An 18,812-nucleotide genomic window follows, 5' to 3' on the forward strand; every position below is an offset into this window, starting at 1 on the left:
AACCTGCCGCAACTTCGAGACAATTTCTTCAGGCTTCGGTCGCTTGTTTGCCATTTCTGATCCTCCGTTTCCTAATCTTAACGGTGGACCCATTCAAATGGGGAGCCTCAGTCAGCGATTACATCGGCGCGCGGGCGCTGCTCAGCAGCTTGCCAAAGGTCGACTGGTTGCTCGGGGATCGTGGCTATGACGCCGATTGGTTCAGGAACGCGTTGAAAGACAAAGGGATAAAACCCTGCATCCCCGGCAGAAAGCAGCGCAAGACCCCGGGCAAATACGACAAGCGCCGATACAAACGACGCAACCGCATCGAGATCATGTTCGGCAGGCTCAAGGACTGGCGGCGCGTGGCTACACGATATGATCGCTGCCCCAAGGTCTTCCTCTCAGCCATCGCTCTGGCCGCGACCGTTATCTATTGGTTATGCATCCTGACCCTAGCGAGTCGATAGCCCTGCTGATTGCATGCCTGTTTCACCTTCCCCGCCACGAGATGGCATCCGCAGATTTTCCTAAGCTCTGTGTTGCCACCATGGATGCGTGGCGCGATATCGTTCAACTCGAGGCAGAGTGAGTTGAAACCCACGCGACCTATCCGGTCTGCAATGGCCGCCAAGTCTTCTGCGGCATCCCCAGTCAATGCCTTCAAGAAACATCGAAAGCTGTGCAGGCGTGACGTTGATCTTGCCGTCCTTTGCAGCGGGCCAAAACGAACCGCCCATTCTCAAGGCGTTTGCTGAACAGACACGCGCCTTGTTGATCCCACCAGATGATCTTGAGTAGATCGCCTCTTTGCCGCGAAGACCAGCCTGGACGATCCTGATCTTCTCCTCGGCCGAGTAGTGCTTGCGGGTCTTCCTTTTGATACCCCTGACCAGCTTGTCAGCGGCGTCTTTCGATGTTCCGGATGTCTGACGACGAAGTGACAGCGTTGCAATCACGAAATGTGATCTCAAGGCCCGGAGGTCGCGGCGGGCGTCGGGTCAATCCGTGGGTCTATACCGATTATGGCGTGGCGATTGCTTCGGCCCTGTTTCGCGATCCGCGCGCCATAAAAATAACCCGAATGATCACCGAAGCCTTTGTCGACGGTGCCAACGTGCTGGGCGAAGCCCCGCGCAGCCTGCCGGAAATCCTGCCCCCTGAAACCGCACCCGCGCCGCTTTTACCGAACGGCGACCAGTTGCGCGCGCTGGCCGAAAATATTCCTGATTCCGGTCAGCAGAGCCTTGTCGACTACATTGCCAACCCCACCACCAAGCGCAAGCAGGCGGTTGCGGCGATCATGAAGGCACTGGCCGAGACCGCCGGTGAGGAAGTGCGGACCCAGCACGAGCGCCTGCGCCTGCACGTTGCAGAACGCCTTGCCATCGGCGGTTATTCCGACGGCCAGGGCCGCAAACGCCTGCTTGACCTGCTGCACGCGATGAAGGGCTGACTGGGCCGACGCACCTTGATCCCGATCAATACGCTTACGCGGCGATCCGGTCATGCTGCGCCCATGACACAAGCAAACCCCACCGGCCTTGACGCCTATAAGCCTGCCGAAATCGCCCGGCTGGTCGAAACCGCCGGAGTGACCAAGGCGCGCCTTGCCACCGGCCAGACCCTGACACTGGCCCTGCTGGCCGGGGCCTTCATCGGCTTTGGCGGTGCAGCCTATACCATGGTGATGACCGGCGTGGATGCCGGGTTTGGCCCGGCCCGATTTCTGGGCGGCGTGGTATTTTCGCTGGGCCTGATCCTTGTAGTGGTGGGTGGGGCTGAGTTGTTCACCGGCAACGCACTGATGACCATGGCGGCAGTTGACAGGCGGATCACCCTGCGCGCGCTCATGCGCAACTGGGGGGTGGTCTATGCCGGTAATCTTGCGGGCGCTGCCGGGCTAGCCCTAGCCTTTGCGCTGACCGGCCTGCTGGACGGCCCGATGGGCGAGACGGCCCAGGCCATCGCCCGGGGCAAGGCGATGCTGTCGCCGGTCGAGGCCTTCGCCCGCGGCGCGCTTTGCAACGCGCTGGTCTGTCTGGCCGTCTGGTTGACCTTCGCCGCGCGTACAGCGGCGGGCAAGATTCTTGCGATCCTCTGGCCAATTGCGGGTTTCGTTCTGCTCGGCCTCGAACACTCGGTCGCCAACATGTACCTGCTACCGCAGGGCGCACTGGCGGGAGAAGGGATCGGTTGGGCGGCTGCGTTCGGCAACCTGTTCTGGGTCACACTTGGCAACATCGCCGGCGGCGCGGGCGGCGTGGCGCTGGCCTATCGGTTTGCCTATCGCCCAGCAGAGGCGTAGCCTGCTCAGCCAACAAAGACTCGGCGCTCAGGGGCGCACGAATTTTGCGCCGCCGACTGTCCGTTCTTTTACCTGCCGCACTGGTGCTTTGGCAGCCGACGCGGCTGGGGTTCCGGCCGCCACCGGGCGAGGCTCGTCACAGGCCACCCCGTCCCCATCCGGATCATTGCGCGTGTGATATCCCACCATCCCGCGATAGCTGGGGGCCACACCCACGGCCCTCGCCGCGTCACAGCCTGCCAGTGCCACGATATGCAACAGGGCTTCGTCCGGTTCATAGGGGCTGGTACGCATGTAGACCCCAAACGAGATACAGGCGATCGTAATCGGCAGCGCCAGGATCATGGTCAGAATGCGCACCGGCGAAAGCGCCTTTCTGCGCAACGCCTCGGCCCGCCGGTGGCGCTGGCGGGACCGGGGGGTTGGGATAATCTCTTCGCTCGACATTGCCTCTTGTGCCATGAATGCCGAGATAAAATTCGATTATGGCATCACGATGACCCGCACCGACCTCTTTCAGCCCGCCGATGACACCGCCCGCACACTGGCCCGTGACCTTGTACAGGGCGCAACCCACGCGGCCCTGGCAGTGCTGCAGCCGGATACCGCCCTACCCTCGGTCACCCGCGTCGCGCTTGCCACAAGCGGCTGCGGGCAACCGATTTCGTTGATCTCGTCCCTCTCTGGCCACACGCAGGCGCTTGACGCCAACCCCGCCTGTGCCCTGCTGATCGGGGAACCTGGCCCCAAGGGCGACCCGCTGACCCATCCACGTCTGACGCTGCATTGCACGGCGGCGCTGATCCCACGCGGCACTTTGGAACATGACCGCATGCGCAGCCGCTACCTGTCGCTGCGCCCCAAGGCCGGGCTTTATGCAGATTTCTCCGATTTCCGCTTTGTCAGATTCGATGTGACCGACGGTCTACTCAACGCCGGATTCGGCAAGGCATACCACCTGTCCGCATCCGATCTGTAGCGACTGACTTGCCCGACTCGGACGATGGGCGCAGACTGGGTTTCTCGCACACCACACTCGGCGCCTGGCGCGCCAGATGCGCAAGGCCGGGTTGCCGATGGCTCCATGGAGGACACCATGACCATTGCCACGCGCCTTAAACACCACCTCGAAGCCCGGGGACTGCCGTTTGACATGATCCCGCACCCTTATGCGCCCACGGCCGCCGAATGCGCCGAAGCCGCGCATGTACCCGGCGACCATCTGGCGAAATCCGTCCTGATCCATATGGAGGAAGGACCGATATTGGCCGTCGTTCCGTCAAACCACCATGTTGATCTGACCAACCTGCAAGCCATCCTGTCGCGCCGCATCGGGCTGGCCCCCGAAGAGCAGGTCGAAGAGGTCTTTGACGATTGCGACCTGGGGGCGGCACCGCCGATAGGATCTGCCTATGACGTGCCGACCATCATCGATGACAGCCTGACCGGGCTTGACCGCGTTTGGTTCGAGGCCGGGGACCACAAGACCCTGATCGAAATGAAAGGCAGCGACTTCGACCGCCTGATGAAGGATGCCCAGCACGGCTCTTTCTGCTGCACCCATTGATGACGCGGCAGGCATCCGGCCCCCTGTCGCGGGGCCGGAACCGGCAGTTACCGGACCACATGCACCGCACATTGTGCGTGGCGCACCACATGCGTCGCGGTGGAACCCAGAAAGATGTCCTGCATACCTGGACGGTGCGACGCCAGAATGATCAGATCGGGCTTGTTGGTCTCGGCCCAGTCCAGAATTGTTCGGCCCGAATGCCCCTCGACTACCTCGGCCCGCGCATTTGGCAGCTTGGCGGCCAATGCGTCCAGTTCGCCCTGGATGGCCTTGCGCGCCTCGGTCAGATACTCGGCGGGCATGTACGAGATGGCATAGTCCGGAATGTGTTCGACCACGTGCATCAACGTGATCTTCGCATCCGGGGTCGCCAGTTTCTCGGCCAGCTTCAGCGGGCCCGAGACGTCCCGTTCGGAATCAAAGGAAATCGGAACAAGAATGTTGTGGTACATGGGCTTGCGCCTCCTGTTGAGATAGACTGAGTCTGCGCTTTCCCGGCCGGTCCGGCCTTGATTCAAATCAGGTCACCCAAACGTCTCGGCCACGTCGTACATGACCGGCTCAAAGCTTTTGCACAGTTCGTTGATCTGACGATTTCGCGCCCGCATTTCATCGGTGCGCAGCATGGCCAGAAAATCCTCGCGCCGTTGCCACTGGGAATAGTTGGCGATCCGTGTCTGCGCGTCATTCACATGCAATCCGGCCGCGACGAAGCCAGGTTGCTTCGAGATGAAGTTGGAATAGGCGTCGGTCAGCGCCTCGAGCAGATCCTGACAGGTGCCCGGCGTCATTTCGAACGTGGTGATGACGGTCTGAATGGATGCGTCCTTGGAAATTTTAGGCATCGTGCTCCTCCTCTTTTATCCCAGCCTAGCACAGGTTTTTCGGAATGCTTCCGATTTCTGGCATTAATCCAGTAACTTCTGGAATTGGAAAGGTCTTTTATCTGAACGCGCACCCATGAAAACCGAACTTGCAACAAGCGACCGCACTTCGCCATCAAACGCCCGGCACCCGAAAACACTATGCAAAGTAAATCAAAGACCAGTACCCTTCCAAATCAGGAGGATAGCCGGTGCAAAGAAGGCTCAGCGCGATACTGTCTGCCGATGTCGTAGGGTATTCAAAGATGATGGCCCGCGACGAAGAGGACGCCCTGGTCCGGTTGAAGCTGCATCGCGAAACCGAATTCGACCCGGCCGTCCGCCGTTTCAACGGACACCTCAACAAGCTGACAGGAGACGGCGCGCTGGTCGAGTTCAATTCGGTCGTCGATGCCGTGCGCTGCGCCATTGACATTCAACAACGAATGGCCGCCCAACCGTCACCAATCCGGCTACGTATCGGGATAAATCTTGGCGACGTCATTCTTGACGGCGATGAAATTTATGGTGACGGAATAAACGTGGCTGCGCGCCTCGAAGCTGAAGCCGATATCGGCGGCATCTGCATTTCCTCGGTGGTGCATGACAGCATTGCCAGCAAGATCGACGCCTTTTTCGTGGATCACGGTTTGCGCCAACTCAAGAACCTTACCCGGCCGATCCACATCTTCAAATGGTCCCCTTCTCACATTGCAACTTCGGCACCGGCAATGGCTGCACGCGACAAACCATCGATTGCCGTCATGCCGTTTGTCAACATGAGCGGTGATACTGAGCAGGAATTCTTCAGCGATGGCATATCCGAAGATATAATCACTGGCCTGTCCCGTTTCCGAACACTGTTCGTGATTGCGCGCAACTCGTCGTTCAGCCTCAAGGGCAAGGACCTGACCGCAAGCGAAATCGGCGCACGGCTCGGAGTTCAATACCTTCTCGAAGGCAGCGTACGCCGGGCGGGGAAAAGGCTGCGAGTCACTGCTCAGCTGGTCGAGGCCGAAACCGGCAAGCACATCTGGGCCGACAGGTACGACCGCGAACTCGAAGATGTCTTCGACGTACAGGACGAAGTCGCGCGCAGCATCATTGCCGTGCTCCCCGGGCGCGTGCAACATGATGTGGCCGATCGGATATCGTACAAGCCGACGGACAGCATGAAGGCCTATGAGCTTCTTCTGAAAGCAAAAGCGCTGCGCGATGGTCTGAATGCGCAAGACACCGCCAAAGCGCGTCAGTTGCTGGAAAAGGCCGTGGAACTCGACCCCGAATACGCCCGTGTCTACATGTACCTGGCGGATACTTATGTGGTCGACCTGTGGCTTGGTCTGGCCGATGAAGACGCGCCCGGGAAGGCCCTTGAAATTGCCCGAAGGGGCGCCTCGCTGGACAATCGCGACGTCTATATTCAGGATCAGCTCGGTTACGCGTATCTTTGTGCCCGGCTTTGGCAACAAGCGGAAATACAATTCGACAAGACCCTGTCCCAGATCGTCAACGAAGCTGAATCGATGGCGTGGTGCGGATACGGATTTCTGCTTTTGGGACACCATGCGAAGGCGCTTGAAATCGTGACCGAAGCCATGCGGCTCGACCCGCTTCACCCTCCGGCGCTCGATTGGATTCTAGGCCAAGTCTATTTCTTTATGGGCCGCTATGACGAGGCGGTGGGCGCCCTTATCGGCGAAGCGCTGCTCAACTCTGTCGGCCACGCGTTTCTCGTGTCCGCCTATGCACTGTCGGGCAAGCTGGATGAAGCGCACCTGGAACTTCAGGCCTTCGTTCAACACCGCCGCGAAGAATTGAACAGCCGAAACCTCGACTTTGGCAACGCCACCATAGAGACCCTGACCAGCGGATTTCGAAATATGTGGCGCAATCCCGAGGATCTCGATCATTTGATTTCCGGTCTGCGCATGGCAGGCTTGCCGGGCTGATACCTCGAATTCGCCCCCGAAAATTCGTGAAACTTCATCACGCGCGATCTGTGCGTAACCGTCCGTTAACCTAGATTAGCGAAGGATCGCCGCACGAGGACAATTCGTGCGCCAATATCTGATCGCCATAATTCTATGTCTACTGGCCGCGGGACCCGCGCAGGCCGGAGCATGGATGCGCGACAAGGGCGTTGGGTTTTCCTCGATCTCCAGCACCACCCACCTCGAAGACAGCGGTCAGATCGGAAACAAATACTCGATTTATCTGGAATGGGGCCTTCGGGATCGGCTGACCGTCGGCTTCGACGCGCATGAATACCAAGGAATCGCCGGCCATGCGTTGCTGTTTGCCCGAATACCACTGCTGACCTCGGACCGGATGGGGCGCTTTGCCGCCGAGATTGGGATCGGCGCCTATCATAGGCAAACTGAATCGCGCACCATGACCCGGTTAAAACTGTCCTATGGGCGCGAGTTCAGCATCCGGAACGCTTACGGCTGGCTGGCTGTCGACGCCGCTGCTGACTTTCTAAAAGGGCGCAGCACCATCCGAAAGCTCGATATCACGGCGGGCCTGTTTTCGGGTCGGCGCTTCAATCCGCTGCTGCAGATCGAAACCTCGGCAATCAGCGACGCCCCGCTTTATTGGAGCGTGACCCCTTCGATCATGATCCGGCCCCGGAAGTGGACAGCCACGTGGGTTCTGGGGGTCGAGAAGAACTCGGCCACCTCCCGCCCCGGTCTTAAGCTGGCCATTTGGCGCACCTTCTAAGGGAAAGACGGGCGCATTGCGCCCGCCCGCTGGTCCTATGTGTCGATGCGGATCGAGGTCGCTACCGTTCCCTTCAGGGGTTCGGGCCAGACGATGTGTATCCGGTCATTGCCTGAACCCTGCTGCACTCTGACATAAGGTGCAGCATAGCGAACCGCGTTGCCCCCCGTCTGCAACGCGTCCACCGCCAATACGCCGTCGCAACCACGCGCCCAGCCGCCAAAGGCCAGGTCTTGCCCCGGATCAACCACCCAGGTTTGCACTGCCGTGTTCTGAGAATGACGCAACCGCAGGGGATTGGCGCTTTTCGCACTCACCCCGTGGAACATGTTGCCGTCAAAGAAAACGTCCACAAACCGGCTATAGTTCAAATCGGCAAATGTCGTATCCACCCGCTCGGCCCGGTCGATATTGCCATTGATCGAACGGAACTTGTTGCCGGTCACCGTCAGTCCGTTCAGGAAATGCCCGGTTCCATAGGGTCGGATCACGACGTAACTGAACCATGGCGCCACATCGCTCGACAAGAATATGTTGTCGGTGATGCTCATCGAACTGAACGAAAATCCAGAGACGAAATCGGGATTGGGATCATGTTCGTTCGTCCACTCGATGAAACAGTTATCCACATAGTTTTCGGCGATGGTCGAACTGGAATAGGTGCCAATTATGACCAACCCGGCTGTACGGCTGCCATTGGCCACGTCATCACCCTGAAAGAAATGGTTGCCCAGCACCATGTTGTTGTCACCGCCCAGCACCGCAAAATGCTTGAATCGGGTCGCGCGGTTGTGGCGCAGCTTGACGTCGTTGTTGTTGGTATTGAGGGCGATCGAGCTTCGGTCGGGCACATTCAGGCTTTCCTCGGTCGACAGGAACTGGCACCCGTCGATCAGCATCCCCTGACACCCGCCGCCGGTTGAGGTGATACCGCGGTCCAACGGACGGCTGACAAAACAGTTCTTCAGCGAAAACGTGTTGCCCGCAGGCGCGAGCCGGATGGCGCTGCACCGGCCGTTACACTGAAACTCGATATCCTCCATCCCGAATTTTTGCAGCGAACTGAAGCCGCTGAAATCCAGCAGGTACTTGAACTCAACAAAGGTGAAATTTTGTGTGCCGTCTGCATCATACAACGGATTGCTAAGCGTGATTTCCTGCGCGCCCACGTTTTTCGAGCGCACATAGATCTCGCGCCCCACTCCGTTGCCTTTCACCAATGCGCCCACAGGAATGTTGGCTGCGTTCAATACGTTTTTCAGCGTAAATGGGGTGCTCGAACTATAGGTCGCTTGCGAGGTGAAGGTCTGAGTATCCCAGGCCGAGTTGGCCTGAACGTCCAACTGACCGTTCCGAATCACCCGGCGGGTGGCATAACTGGTCCGGTTCGGAACTGCGGCCTGCATGTCGATCGGCTCTGACACCGAAACCTTGCGCCCGCCCATATCCAACGATTCATGATCCGAGTTGTTCAGAAGCGCCTGAAATGCCTTCTTGAAGCCCAGCGTTTCGTCGCCGAATGCGGATATATAGGTCGGCAGGTCGAAATCCTTTGTCAAAAGCAACATCTCACTCGACGGCATCGTCACCGTGCCTTCAAACTCGACGCGCGCATTCATGCTGGTGGTCTGGCCGAGATAGTAGCTGCCTTCGGGTACCAGAACCTGTCGTCCGCCGGCCGCCTGATCGGCCGCTTCGAAGGCGGTAGAGTCGTCGGTTGATCCGTCCCCTCTGGCACCAAAATCACGGACATCGACCAACCCGATCAGATCGCGCAGGAACACGCCAGTGACATCCTCGATCTCGATATCGTCCACCCGCAGAACCGCACCGTTCGGTCCCTCGATATTCAGCCCGAAATGACCGTACAACGCATTTACGCCCCAGGACATGTCGACACCATCACGAAACCCGGTGCCAACAATGGCGGAAATCTCCACAACATTGCCATACGAGGTAAGCGTTGTCGCCGGTCCTACCTCGATCACACCCGGCACATGCACGTAACCTGCGCCACCAGCCCAACCGGCAATCCGGACCGTGGGCAGCGGCCCGCTTACCGCCTTGACCCGCGCCCTGATCTGCAAGTAGCACCCCGGCAGGATCGGAGTCTGCCCCATGTACCGGATCTTTTGTGGCGAGCTCGTTTTCAGCACTTCCAGACAGCCGCCAAAATCGGCATCCGCTGGCACAAAGGCCGCGCTTCCCGACCCGTCATATGTGTCCGACCCGGGCGTGCCATTGCCGCTTGACCAGACATCCAGCCCGTTATTGAACGCAGGCGGCATGAACTCGATACCGTCGGTGATCGCCTTGTTCATTCGTATCCCTTTCCCAAATGCGCCGCGAACAAATCGCCACGAACGCTTCATTCCCGATTTCGGGTGCCCCCGAATGCGAGAAACCGAAGTATGGGAAAAAGTTTAAACCGGACTGGCACCACCGTGACGGTGCCGTTGCATCACGCCGCCGGATCGCTCGGACCAAGGAGTTGCACGCCGTTGATTTTCCACGCATCACCCTGCCGGATCATCTGGTAATCCAGCAGATGCACATGCCCGTTGTCATCAACGATCATGACTTTCTGCCACAAATCACCACCGACCTCACGCAACTCAAGGAACCTCACATCCGCAGGCCGCCAAACCATCGGATAGCCGTTGCGCACCATCGCGCCGAATTCGTCGGGCGTCCGAAACAGGTTCTGAATGCCCGGGCTCGCAAAGGTGAATGCGGTGGTAAAATCATCCACCAGAAAGGCGTCGATCTGGGCGCGGATATTGGCCTCGATCTCGGTGCTTTGCGCTTGGGTCGACACACTCATCCAAACCCAGACCGGCAATGCCAAAAGAATGTGGCGCATGGGGCTACCCTCCTGACCGGAGGATAGCCCCATGTCCCTGTTCGTCAAATCAGACCAGTTCGCCCGCCAGCGCCCGATCGATCAGCGCGATGGTTTCGGGCACGCCGTAAAGCGCGACAAACCCGCCAAAACGCGGCCCTTGCGACGCCCCCAGAAGCACTTCGTAAAGCGCGATGAACCAGTCGCGCATCGGATCAAACCGCTCACGCCCGATGGAATACACCACAGATTGCAGCGCCTCGTCCTCGATCGGCCCGTCATAAACCTCCAGCTCGGCCTTGAGCGCCTCCAGCGCCTCGCGCTCCTGTTCTGTCGGCGCGCGAAATTGGCGAGTCGGTTTGACGAAATCGTTGAAATACCGCACGGCGAACCCGGCGGCCTGATCCAGGTCGGGATGGCTCTCGGCGCTGGCCTCGGGCGCGTAACGGCGGATGAAACCCCACAGCGTGTCCTTGTCCTCGGCCGCCGAGACCGAGGCCAGGTTCAGCAGCATCGCAAACGGAACAATCAGCGTCGACTCGGGAACACGGCCACCGTGGATATGCCACACCGGATTATTCAATTGCGCCTTCAGGTCCTGTCCCGGATAGGCCCTGAGTTGCTGGTGATACTCATCATAGGCTTTCGGTATCACATCGAAATGCATCCGTTTGGCGGTCTTGGGCTTTTGGTACATGAAATAGGCAAGACTTTCGGTCGGCGCATAGTTCAGCCATTCGTCGATTGACACCCCGTTGCCCGACGATTTCGAAATCTTCTGGCCATTCTCATCCAAGAACAACTCATACGTGAAATGTTCGGGTGCGCGTTCTCCCAGTACCCGGCAAATGCCGTCATAGATAGGCGTGTTGGTGGAATGGTCTTTTCCGTACATTTCGAAATCGACGCCCAGCGCCGCCCAGCGCGCACCAAAGTCCGGTTTCCACTGCAGCTTGACGTTGCCGCCAGTGACCGGAAGCGTCCATTCCTTGCCATCTTCGTCGTCGAAAGTGATAGTGCCGTCCTTGGCATTCACCTCCTTCATTGGCACGTATAGAACCCGCCCTGTATCGGGATGGATCGGCAGAAAGATCGAATAGGTCTGCTGACGCTCTTCGCGCAGCGACTTGAGCATGATCTTCATGACCTCGTCGTAACGCTCGGCCGCCCGCAGCAGGATAGCGTCGAACTGGCCCGACTTGTAGAAATCCGTCGCGCTGATGAACTCATACTCGAACCCGAACGTATCCAGAAACCGCCGCAGCATCGCGTTGTTGTGATGGCCAAAGCTCTCATGCGTGCCGAACGGATCCGGCACAGCGGTCAGCGGCTTCTGCAGATGCTCCTTCAGCATTTCCTGATTGGGGACATTACCCGGCACCTTGCGCATACCGTCCATATCGTCCGAGAAACAGATCAGCTTGGTGGGAATTTCACTGATCTCTTCGAAGGCACGGCGGATCATCGTCGTGCGTGCCACCTCGCCAAAAGTGCCAATATGCGGCAGGCCCGAGGGGCCATAGCCGGTCTCGAACAGGACATACCCCTTCTCCGGAGGAGCTTTCTGATAGCGTTTTAGCACCTGGCGCGCTTCTTCAAAGGGCCAGGCCTTGGACGCAAGGGCGGTATCGCGCAGTTCAGACATTTCGCTTCTTTCTCCATCGGAAAACGGGACCCGCCGCACCGCGCGACCGGCCCGCTTCTCCTATTGTGCTGGTGCAGCAAGAGTCAATCGTCGGGCGGCATCAACCCAGCTCAAACAAGGGATTATTGCACCCTAACGGTATGCTGTCGGTTCGGAATGCGGATATACGCCTCTGACGCCAGGCAAGGCGGTCAATTTCGAGGCCACGACACCCGACGCACTGATTTCGAAAACCCTCTCGGATTCCCCCAACGGTATGGCCGTGACATCCGGATTAACCGACGCCCCCGCCTCGCGCAGGCGCTGGCGGACTTCCTCGTCCGTTTCGGATCCGCAATATGTTACCAACCAATCCATCCGGGCCTCAGCCTACCAACGGTACCCGCGTCCGCATAGAGCTTAGCGCCGCTGCCGCGTTGATCACACCGGTGCCGTGATCGGCATTCCAGCCACGCCCGCCGCCGAGGCTGGTGGCCGATTCCATCAGCAGGAATTTCAACTCGGCCGGGGTCAGTCCGGGATTGGCCGACAACAGCGCCGCACCGACACCCGCCGCAACCGGTGTTGCCGCCGACGTTCCGTTGTCAAACGGCGTTCCACCAGCCCCCGCCGGGCGCCCTGATCCGAAGTTGCCGAAGAAATGCGAATAACTGGCGATATCCGGCTTTTGCGGCTCGAACATGCCCGGCCCCTGGCTGGAATACCCGATCCGCTCGTGCCTGCTGTTGACGGCGGCGACGGTAATGACTTCGGCCAGACTGTTGGATGCATGTATCGACACGCCCGGCCCGACACCCGAGGAATGGCAATTGCCGCTTGGGCAATTCTGCCCGCAATTTCCCGCCGCAAAGAAACAGGCCACGCCTGCCGACACCACCTCGCGCACCTTGCGGTGCACCGGGTGATTGATGTCGTGCACTTCGTGATTGGGAAAATGCGCCGGGTTCGGCACGCCGGTAAACCCGTAAGAGTTGTTGGTGATCTGCGGCGTTCCATCATTATTCCACTGATCCAGAACCGCCTGGAACATCTGCAACGCACCACCCGAGTTTGGAACACCGAGGAACGGATAGTCATAGATCCGCGCCGCCGGCGCCGCCACCAGAACATCCGCTGCGCACATCGAGCCATGACTGCTGATCGCCGCCGCGCCGGGTTGCAATCCGGCCCCGGGGCGGGCAAATCCTCCGACAACCGGATACTCATCTCCGTTCACACCCTCGTCGATGATGCCGACGATGATGTTCTGCCCACGAAAACCGCTGCTCCACAACGTGTCTGTCCCCAGCAGGTCGCGCAAAACGGCAATTTCCACCGCGCTGCGGAAAGGCCGGCAATCCACACCACTGTCCGAGCGCGCCTCGTCAATCGCCTCCCGCGCGGAATATAGCGTCAGTTGCGAATTGGGCCAGATCTTGACGTTCGGATTTCCCTGCAACTCGCTCAGACGCTCCCGGCTCATCTGCGCAGGCAGCACCACCGTCCGACTTGTCGGCGCCAGTTCCCTGTGGGTCGGTTGCACGGACTCCACGAAATCGGCGCTTACTGCCTCGTCGATGCGCGAAAACATCGGCACCGGCGTGAACCCTTCCTCAAACTCGATTCCGGCGCCGCCGATATCTGCCAAAAGCTCAGCCGCCTGCCGCTCCGCCTCGTTGGGTGCATCCATTGCCGCACCGTGCATTTCCAAGGCGTCCGGACGCTCCGAGGCGATTTCCAATAACACATTCACACCAGTCATGACTTACCTCCAAATTTCCTGAAAAAAACACTTCGATAATACACCAAAAACGTGTTCTTCGAAATATCGGCGCGCAAGAGTTGAATAGCATCGGCGCTCTCCGTATCTTGCGCTGAAACCAAGGATTTCAGCAGGACGACACCATGACCGAGCAAGCCCCCCACCCGATGACCCCGCAGGACTGCCTCGTGGCGATCATGGTCGCGGTGTCCGCCTCCGACGAAAACATCCGCACTGCCGAGCTGGTCAAGATCCAAACCGCCGTAAACATGCTGCCGATCTTTGCCGAATACGATATCGACCGCATGCAGCGGGTTTCGCAAACCGTGTTCGACCTATTCGAACAAGAGGACGGGCTGGATGCGCTGTTCGGCCTGATCCGCGACAACCTGCCGGAACGGCTGAATGAAACCGCCTATGCCCTGGCCTGTGACGTGGCCGCCGCCGACGGCACGTTGGCGGAAACCGAACTGCGCCTGCTCGAAGAAATACGGTACGAGCTCAATATCGACCGCTTGCATGCCGCCGCCATCGAACGCGGCGCGCGGGCGCGGCATCTGGTCTGAGCGCGCTCAACTACCGTAAAGGTTGCCCCACCGCTCCAGCAAGGCTTGTTGCAACTTTCTCGACTGCCGGTTCCATGACCGCGCGCCCGGCGGACGCTCCCGATCCTCACGGCGGATCTGCGCCCGCCGCGCGATGTCGGCGGTGAAAATGGCAAATGCCAGTTCAGTGCCGCCCGCAGTTGTCACGAAGCCGCCCAGACCAGACACGAAATTCAGCGTGCCTGTCTTGGCATCGACCCTGACGGGATGCCCCTTGATTGGGCGTCCCTTGCTGTCCTTCAGGGCGAACTGCTTGAGCAAGGGCCGCAACAGATTGCTTTTGCGCGCAGCCACAAGGGCCCGCACCAGATCTCCCGGCGCCATGCGAGAAGCGCCTCCCAAACCGGAGTGATCCACCATCTGCGTCCGGAAGGCGCCGTATTTCCCGATTGCCCACTGGTTCATCTCTGACGCAGAATCCTGCAGGTCACCGGGCGTAACGCCCCGCGCCACCGTGGCAGCCATCCCTACCATCTCGGCGGTCAGGTTGTTCGAGTATTTAAGCATTCCCCGCAGGATTTTTTGCAGTGGCGCACTCTGATGCGTGGCCAGAACTGTACCCTCGGGCACGGTACGGACAACTTCCGCCCGGCCCAGAACAAGTCCGTTGACCCGCGCCAATGTCTGAAACACTTCGCCCGCATACAATGCCGGCTTGCGCACCGGCAGCCACCGCGCGCCACCTTTGCCCAGAGCGCCCTTGGCCACCGTCCAGTTGTCGACCCGCACGCCGGGTTCATAGGTGTAAACGGGCAGGTTCCGATCGGCGACGGACATCTTTGCCATTTCCACGCGCGGCTGGTAATTGGCGGTGCGGGCATCCATGGTCACGTCATAGCTTTTGGCGCCACGTTTCCACTCGAAATGCACGCGGTTAAAGTTCAGCGCGATGCCGCTCACCGCCGGGCTGTATCCGACATGATCGGGCTGTTCTGGATCAATGGTATGCACAAAGGGCAACGCGCCGTCATATACCCTGAAAGCCCCGCGCACTTCCCGCAGCCCGGCCTCCCGCAAGTTCACCGCCAGGTTTGCAAGCGCCTCAGTGTCCAGCAAGGGGTCTCCGCCGCCAACTAGAATCAGATCCCCCTTGAGGATGCCGTTTTCCATCGGCCCGTCCGCGATCAGCCGTGTCTCGAACCGATGCTCCGCCCCCAACACGTCCAGCGCGTAAAGCGCGGTCAATGCCTTGGCCACACTCGCCGGCGGCAGTCCGTTGCCTGCGCCCACTGCTTCCAGATGTCTGCCGGTTTTCACATCGGCCACGGCAAAGACCACATCCCCAGGCAACCCAGCCGCTCGGATGATCCGCTCGGACTCACTCACCACACCTGTTCGCACCTGCGGCCTGAGAGATGCTTCCGGAGCCTTTGCCCACCCGGCAACCGGACTCAGCGCCGCCCCCAAACCGGTCAGAAATGCACGACGAGAAATCTGATCAAACATGTCTCAATTGAATCGCAGAGTTAGCCGCCAGACAAGAAGCCCCATACAGATTTTCTCGCGCTCGGGTAAATTTGTCGACAGGTTTCTAAGGGGCGCCACTCATTTTTCGCTTGCGACGGCATTGTATGGTTGTGACAGAATGATGTTGTTATTCAGCACGTCGGCATGACTATCGCGTGGCTTTAGCACCGCCATGATCGCGTGGCGCAAGATGCAGAATTCGAAACCACCTCACAAGACCTTTCGGTCAAAACGGTCGATTCGGAAAGCATCGAGCGGAAACTCCGATTTGCCTGTCTGAACCAGATCCGACATGACCTTGCCGATCACGGGACCCAGCTGAAATCCATGGGCCGAAAACCCAAAGGCGTGGAACGCGCGATCAGCATTCACCGCAGCTCCAATTACCGGCAAGTTATCTGGCATATACGCTTCCAACCCAGCCCACATGCGGTTGATCGCGGCGCGGCGCATGATCGGAAAGAACTCCGCCGTGGTTCGGGCAGCCTCGGCCAGTTTGGAATAATCTAGACGAGTGCGGTTTGCAGAACGGTCGGCAAACCCCTTAGCCCCACCCCCGATCAGGACGGTGCCGTTTTCAAACTGTTTGAAACTCAACTGTCTACTGACCGCCCCAACAACCGGCTTGGCGAATTGCGGCATACGCGCCGTGATCATCAGCATCGGCGCGGCATGGCTAAGCGGAACGTTGTCGCCAATCATCAAAGCGATACGGTCGGCCCATGCTCCGGCACAATTGACGACAGTATCGGCTTCGAATCGAATGGTTGACCCTTGCGCCAGCCAGACGTCACCGACACGACGCAAGCCAAGCAATTCTTCTTCTTCGACAAATCGGACACCAAGGTGTTCCGCGCGCAAACGGAAACCGCTGGTCGCCTTGTAAGGGATGGCGTAACCGTCAAAATCTGACGTCGCCCCTCCGACACAATCCGGGTTTACGTTCGGCAAACGATCCATCAACTCCTGGCGGGAAATGATCCGCTCGTGTCTAAAACCCGCCGCGCGCATTTTGTCTTCACGAATGCGAAGCTTGGTCATGTCGGCGTCGTCCGCCGCAATGTTGATCAGGCCCTGGCGGCGAAACCCGGTGTCATGGCCAAGTTCCTCATCCAATGTCTGCCACATCATCATCGAGGCTATGGACAGCGGCACTTCGGCCATGTCGCGACCCAATAGCCGGACACCGCCCGCATTCACGCCAGATGCATGCCGACCGACATAGTCCTTTTCAACGACGATGACAGACACGCCGGAACGGGCAAGATGAAAAGCGGTAGCGCACCCCTGAATGCCACCCCCAACAATCAGAACATCCGCTTTCATTTGCTGCCCTTCGCCTGAAGAGTGCCAAAATGGCTGAGTTCGTCGAGGGTCAGCAAACGCAGCGGGCTGCGCAAACGATAGTAACCCACGTCTTCCGGTGGCGCCCCGCGCCATTCTGCCAGCAGCCCCGCCACGGTATGACCGCATTGACGGCCCTGGCACGGCCCCATCCCGCATCGAGTTAATGATTTCAAGGCATTGGGGTCACGCGCGCCCAGATCAAACCCCGCCCGGAGTTGGGCGAGGCTTTGCTCTTCGCACCGACAGACAAGTGTGTCCGGGTCCTGTGGCAGGCGCAACGCGTTCGACGGGCGATAAAGCTTGTCAATGAAGGCACGGAAGGGGCGCAGTACGGCCAACGCGGCCAGATCCGGAGCTGCCGCGCGGTCTCTTTGCGGCTCCGACAACAGACCCAACCGGCACAGGATGTTGAGCGCCGCCAGACGACCCGCCAGACGCGCGCCGTCGGCGCCAATGATGCCCGCGCCGTCGCCTGCAACGGAAACATGTGGCACCGAACTTTGGCCAAAGGCATCTGTATCGACCTGCCAACAAAGCTGGTCGGAATTCCAGCGATGTTTCAATCCCATCGCGAGGGTTATGTTCAGGTTCGGCTGCACTCCGTGGTGCAGAAAAACGGTGCCGGCGGCAATCTCGCGGCTACCTCCTCCGCTGGAGAAACGCAGGCCCGATGCCCGCTGATCACCCAGTACGCAAAGATCACGCGCACCGCGAAATGTTCGGATACCGCTACGCCGTATCTCGCGCAGCAGCCCAATCCCCTTTTGCAGCATTGGAAAGCTGCGCAAGGCCCGAGGCAAACGTGGAAGTGCCTCAAGGAAATGATCGCGTGGCGTGGTATCGACCAATGCCACCACCGGCACACCAAGCCGCAGATATTGCGCGACGATCAGATAAAGTAGCGGGCCGGAACCCGCGAAGATTGCGCCATTGGCCACCATTGCATCCGATTTCAGCATCACCTGTGCAGCACCTGCGGTCATTACACCTGGCAGGGTCCATCCGGGAATTGGCATCGGTCGTTCCATCGCTCCGGGGCAAAGCAACATCTCGCGGCAATTCAGTTCCTTGGTTTTGCCTTCTTGTGAAAACAGAATTCGACCGTCATCGCCCGCGTGCCAGACATCCGCCCTCGCGCAATAAGTGACGGAACTGCGCTCGAACGCGGCGACAAGGCCAGCCCCGTCAGTATAGTCCGCGCCCAACAGGCTTGCTTCCGGTAACGGGCTATCGGCGACGGACCGATAGATCTGGCCGCCAGGCCGCGATGCGCGATCTAAAACAGCAACATTGGCACCGCTTTCCGCCAGTCGAATGGCTGCTGCCATGCCAGCAGGACCAGCACCGATGATCGCGCAATCAAACGCCCGCATCGCCGACCTCGGACTCTTCGGTAATATTTTGCGTTGTCACCACCATCCCCTCGGCCACCTGCCGCAAGCAGGCCTGCTGATTGGGAAGACCGTCAATTTCGACCATGCATTCAAAACACACACCCATGGCGCAATAGGCGCTGCGCATTTCACCGGACAATGCGGCATGCCGTGTCACGGTCTGGCCGTCCAGAGCCATGGCCGACCAGACCGACTGTCCCGGCACGGCCTCGACCTCACGCCCGTTCACAACAATTCGGACCCGTACGCCATCGGGCTGACGCAGCGACTGAAACATGGGAGGCTCCGTTTTATGCATGAAAAGGGAAAAGGGCTGGGAGACGG

General features: G+C 59.4%; 20 protein-coding genes and 1 pseudogene. 8 read left to right on the plus strand and 13 right to left on the minus strand.

Annotation, left to right across the window (positions count from 1 at the left end; translation table 11 throughout):
• A partial coding sequence (locus ACR0LZ_RS12825) for an IS5 family transposase (protein WP_480750205.1) occupies positions 1–452 on the plus strand: 452 nt, incomplete at its 5' end.
• Between the two features lie 193 nt (positions 453–645).
• Here the strand turns inward: ACR0LZ_RS12825 and tnpB are convergent.
• Positions 646–783: pseudogene (gene tnpB, locus ACR0LZ_RS12830) on the minus strand (IS66 family insertion sequence element accessory protein TnpB); the annotation flags it as partial.
• A gap of 124 nt (positions 784–907) precedes the next feature.
• On the opposite strand from tnpB, the gene ACR0LZ_RS12835 reads away from it, so the two are divergent.
• Positions 908–1,438, plus strand: coding sequence for an ORF6N domain-containing protein (locus ACR0LZ_RS12835; RefSeq protein WP_480750206.1), 531 nt, complete (start codon positions 908–910; stop codon positions 1,436–1,438).
• Positions 1,439–1,501: 63 nt separating this feature from the next.
• On the plus strand, positions 1,502–2,290 hold the full coding sequence (locus ACR0LZ_RS12840) for a formate/nitrite transporter family protein (protein WP_480750207.1): 789 nt from the start codon (positions 1,502–1,504) through the stop codon (positions 2,288–2,290).
• Positions 2,291–2,317: 27 nt separating this feature from the next.
• Here the strand turns inward: ACR0LZ_RS12840 and ACR0LZ_RS12845 are convergent, their stop codons facing one another.
• Positions 2,318–2,650 (minus strand): excalibur calcium-binding domain-containing protein, encoded by a 333-nt coding sequence (locus ACR0LZ_RS12845; RefSeq protein ID WP_480750208.1) that lies wholly within the window; start codon positions 2,648–2,650, stop codon positions 2,318–2,320.
• Here ACR0LZ_RS12845 and ACR0LZ_RS12850 point away from each other — a divergent pair.
• Together ACR0LZ_RS12850 and ACR0LZ_RS12855 are read left to right on the plus strand one after the other, a co-directional pair.
• A complete protein-coding gene (locus tag ACR0LZ_RS12850) occupies positions 2,643–3,269 on the plus strand; it encodes a HugZ family pyridoxamine 5'-phosphate oxidase (RefSeq protein ID WP_480750209.1) in 627 nt (208 codons plus the stop codon). The two genes, ACR0LZ_RS12845 and ACR0LZ_RS12850, sit on opposite strands and share 8 nt — an antisense overlap.
• A 117-nt stretch (positions 3,270–3,386) precedes the next feature.
• Complete coding sequence (locus tag ACR0LZ_RS12855; RefSeq protein WP_480750210.1) at positions 3,387–3,857, plus strand: aminoacyl-tRNA deacylase; 471 nt, start codon at positions 3,387–3,389, stop codon at positions 3,855–3,857.
• 47 nt (positions 3,858–3,904) lie between these two features.
• On the opposite strand, the gene ACR0LZ_RS12860 is transcribed toward ACR0LZ_RS12855, so the two are convergent.
• Positions 3,905–4,312 (minus strand): universal stress protein, encoded by a 408-nt coding sequence (locus ACR0LZ_RS12860; protein ID WP_480750211.1) that lies wholly within the window; start codon positions 4,310–4,312, stop codon positions 3,905–3,907.
• A 72-nt stretch (positions 4,313–4,384) separates the two neighbouring features.
• A complete protein-coding gene (locus tag ACR0LZ_RS12865) occupies positions 4,385–4,705 on the minus strand; it encodes an antibiotic biosynthesis monooxygenase family protein (protein ID WP_480750212.1) in 321 nt (106 codons plus the stop codon).
• 230 nt (positions 4,706–4,935) lie between these two features.
• On the opposite strand from ACR0LZ_RS12865, the gene ACR0LZ_RS12870 reads away from it, so the two are divergent.
• Positions 4,936–6,675 carry an adenylate/guanylate cyclase domain-containing protein gene (locus tag ACR0LZ_RS12870; protein ID WP_480750213.1) on the plus strand — a complete coding sequence of 580 codons (1,740 nt, stop codon included), beginning with the start codon at positions 4,936–4,938 and terminating at the stop codon, positions 6,673–6,675.
• Between the two features lie 106 nt (positions 6,676–6,781).
• Complete coding sequence (locus ACR0LZ_RS12875; protein WP_480750214.1) at positions 6,782–7,447, plus strand: hypothetical protein; 666 nt, start codon at positions 6,782–6,784, stop codon at positions 7,445–7,447.
• Positions 7,448–7,482: 35 nt separating this feature from the next.
• Here ACR0LZ_RS12875 and ACR0LZ_RS12880 read toward each other — a convergent pair whose 3' ends face one another.
• The 5 genes from ACR0LZ_RS12880 to ACR0LZ_RS12900 all read right to left on the minus strand — a co-directional run bounded on the left by ACR0LZ_RS12880 (position 7,483) and on the right by ACR0LZ_RS12900 (position 13,675).
• Entirely contained in the window at positions 7,483–9,768 is a 2,286-nt protein-coding gene (locus tag ACR0LZ_RS12880) for a glycosyl hydrolase family 28-related protein (RefSeq protein WP_480750215.1), read from the minus strand.
• Positions 9,769–9,908: 140 nt separating this feature from the next.
• Positions 9,909–10,310 carry a DUF4864 domain-containing protein gene (locus tag ACR0LZ_RS12885; RefSeq protein WP_480750216.1) on the minus strand — a complete coding sequence of 134 codons (402 nt, stop codon included), beginning with the start codon at positions 10,308–10,310 and terminating at the stop codon, positions 9,909–9,911.
• Positions 10,311–10,359: 49 nt separating this feature from the next.
• On the minus strand, positions 10,360–11,934 hold the full coding sequence (locus ACR0LZ_RS12890; protein WP_480750217.1) for a lysine--tRNA ligase: 1,575 nt from the start codon (positions 11,932–11,934) through the stop codon (positions 10,360–10,362).
• A 132-nt stretch (positions 11,935–12,066) separates the two neighbouring features.
• Positions 12,067–12,291: a hypothetical protein gene (locus ACR0LZ_RS12895; RefSeq protein WP_480750218.1), complete on the minus strand. Its 225-nt coding sequence runs from the start codon at positions 12,289–12,291 to the stop codon at positions 12,067–12,069.
• Between the two features lie 7 nt (positions 12,292–12,298).
• Entirely contained in the window at positions 12,299–13,675 is a 1,377-nt protein-coding gene (locus ACR0LZ_RS12900; protein ID WP_480750219.1) for a S8 family peptidase, read from the minus strand.
• Between the two features lie 143 nt (positions 13,676–13,818).
• On the opposite strand from ACR0LZ_RS12900, the gene ACR0LZ_RS12905 reads away from it, so the two are divergent.
• The gene (locus tag ACR0LZ_RS12905) at positions 13,819–14,241 is read left to right on the plus strand and encodes a tellurite resistance TerB family protein (RefSeq protein WP_480750220.1); all 423 of its coding nucleotides are present in this window, start codon (positions 13,819–13,821) and stop codon (positions 14,239–14,241) included.
• A 6-nt stretch (positions 14,242–14,247) separates the two neighbouring features.
• On the opposite strand, the gene dacB is transcribed toward ACR0LZ_RS12905, so the two are convergent.
• The 4 genes from dacB to ACR0LZ_RS12925 form a co-directional block, all read right to left on the minus strand.
• Positions 14,248–15,726 (minus strand): D-alanyl-D-alanine carboxypeptidase/D-alanyl-D-alanine endopeptidase, encoded by a 1,479-nt coding sequence (gene dacB, locus ACR0LZ_RS12910; RefSeq protein WP_480750221.1) that lies wholly within the window; start codon positions 15,724–15,726, stop codon positions 14,248–14,250.
• Between the two features lie 231 nt (positions 15,727–15,957).
• Positions 15,958–17,073 (minus strand): NAD(P)/FAD-dependent oxidoreductase, encoded by a 1,116-nt coding sequence (locus tag ACR0LZ_RS12915; RefSeq protein WP_480750222.1) that lies wholly within the window; start codon positions 17,071–17,073, stop codon positions 15,958–15,960.
• On the minus strand, positions 17,070–18,467 hold the full coding sequence (locus ACR0LZ_RS12920) for an FAD/NAD(P)-dependent oxidoreductase (RefSeq protein ID WP_480750223.1): 1,398 nt from the start codon (positions 18,465–18,467) through the stop codon (positions 17,070–17,072). Before ACR0LZ_RS12920 ends, ACR0LZ_RS12915 begins: the two co-directional genes overlap by 4 nt.
• Complete coding sequence (locus ACR0LZ_RS12925) at positions 18,454–18,765, minus strand: (2Fe-2S)-binding protein (protein WP_480750224.1); 312 nt, start codon at positions 18,763–18,765, stop codon at positions 18,454–18,456. The genes ACR0LZ_RS12920 and ACR0LZ_RS12925 overlap by 14 nt, the downstream gene beginning before the upstream one ends.
• Positions 18,766–18,812: the final 47 nt, after the last annotated feature.

This window comes from Ruegeria sp. CI1, assembly GCF_056536925.1.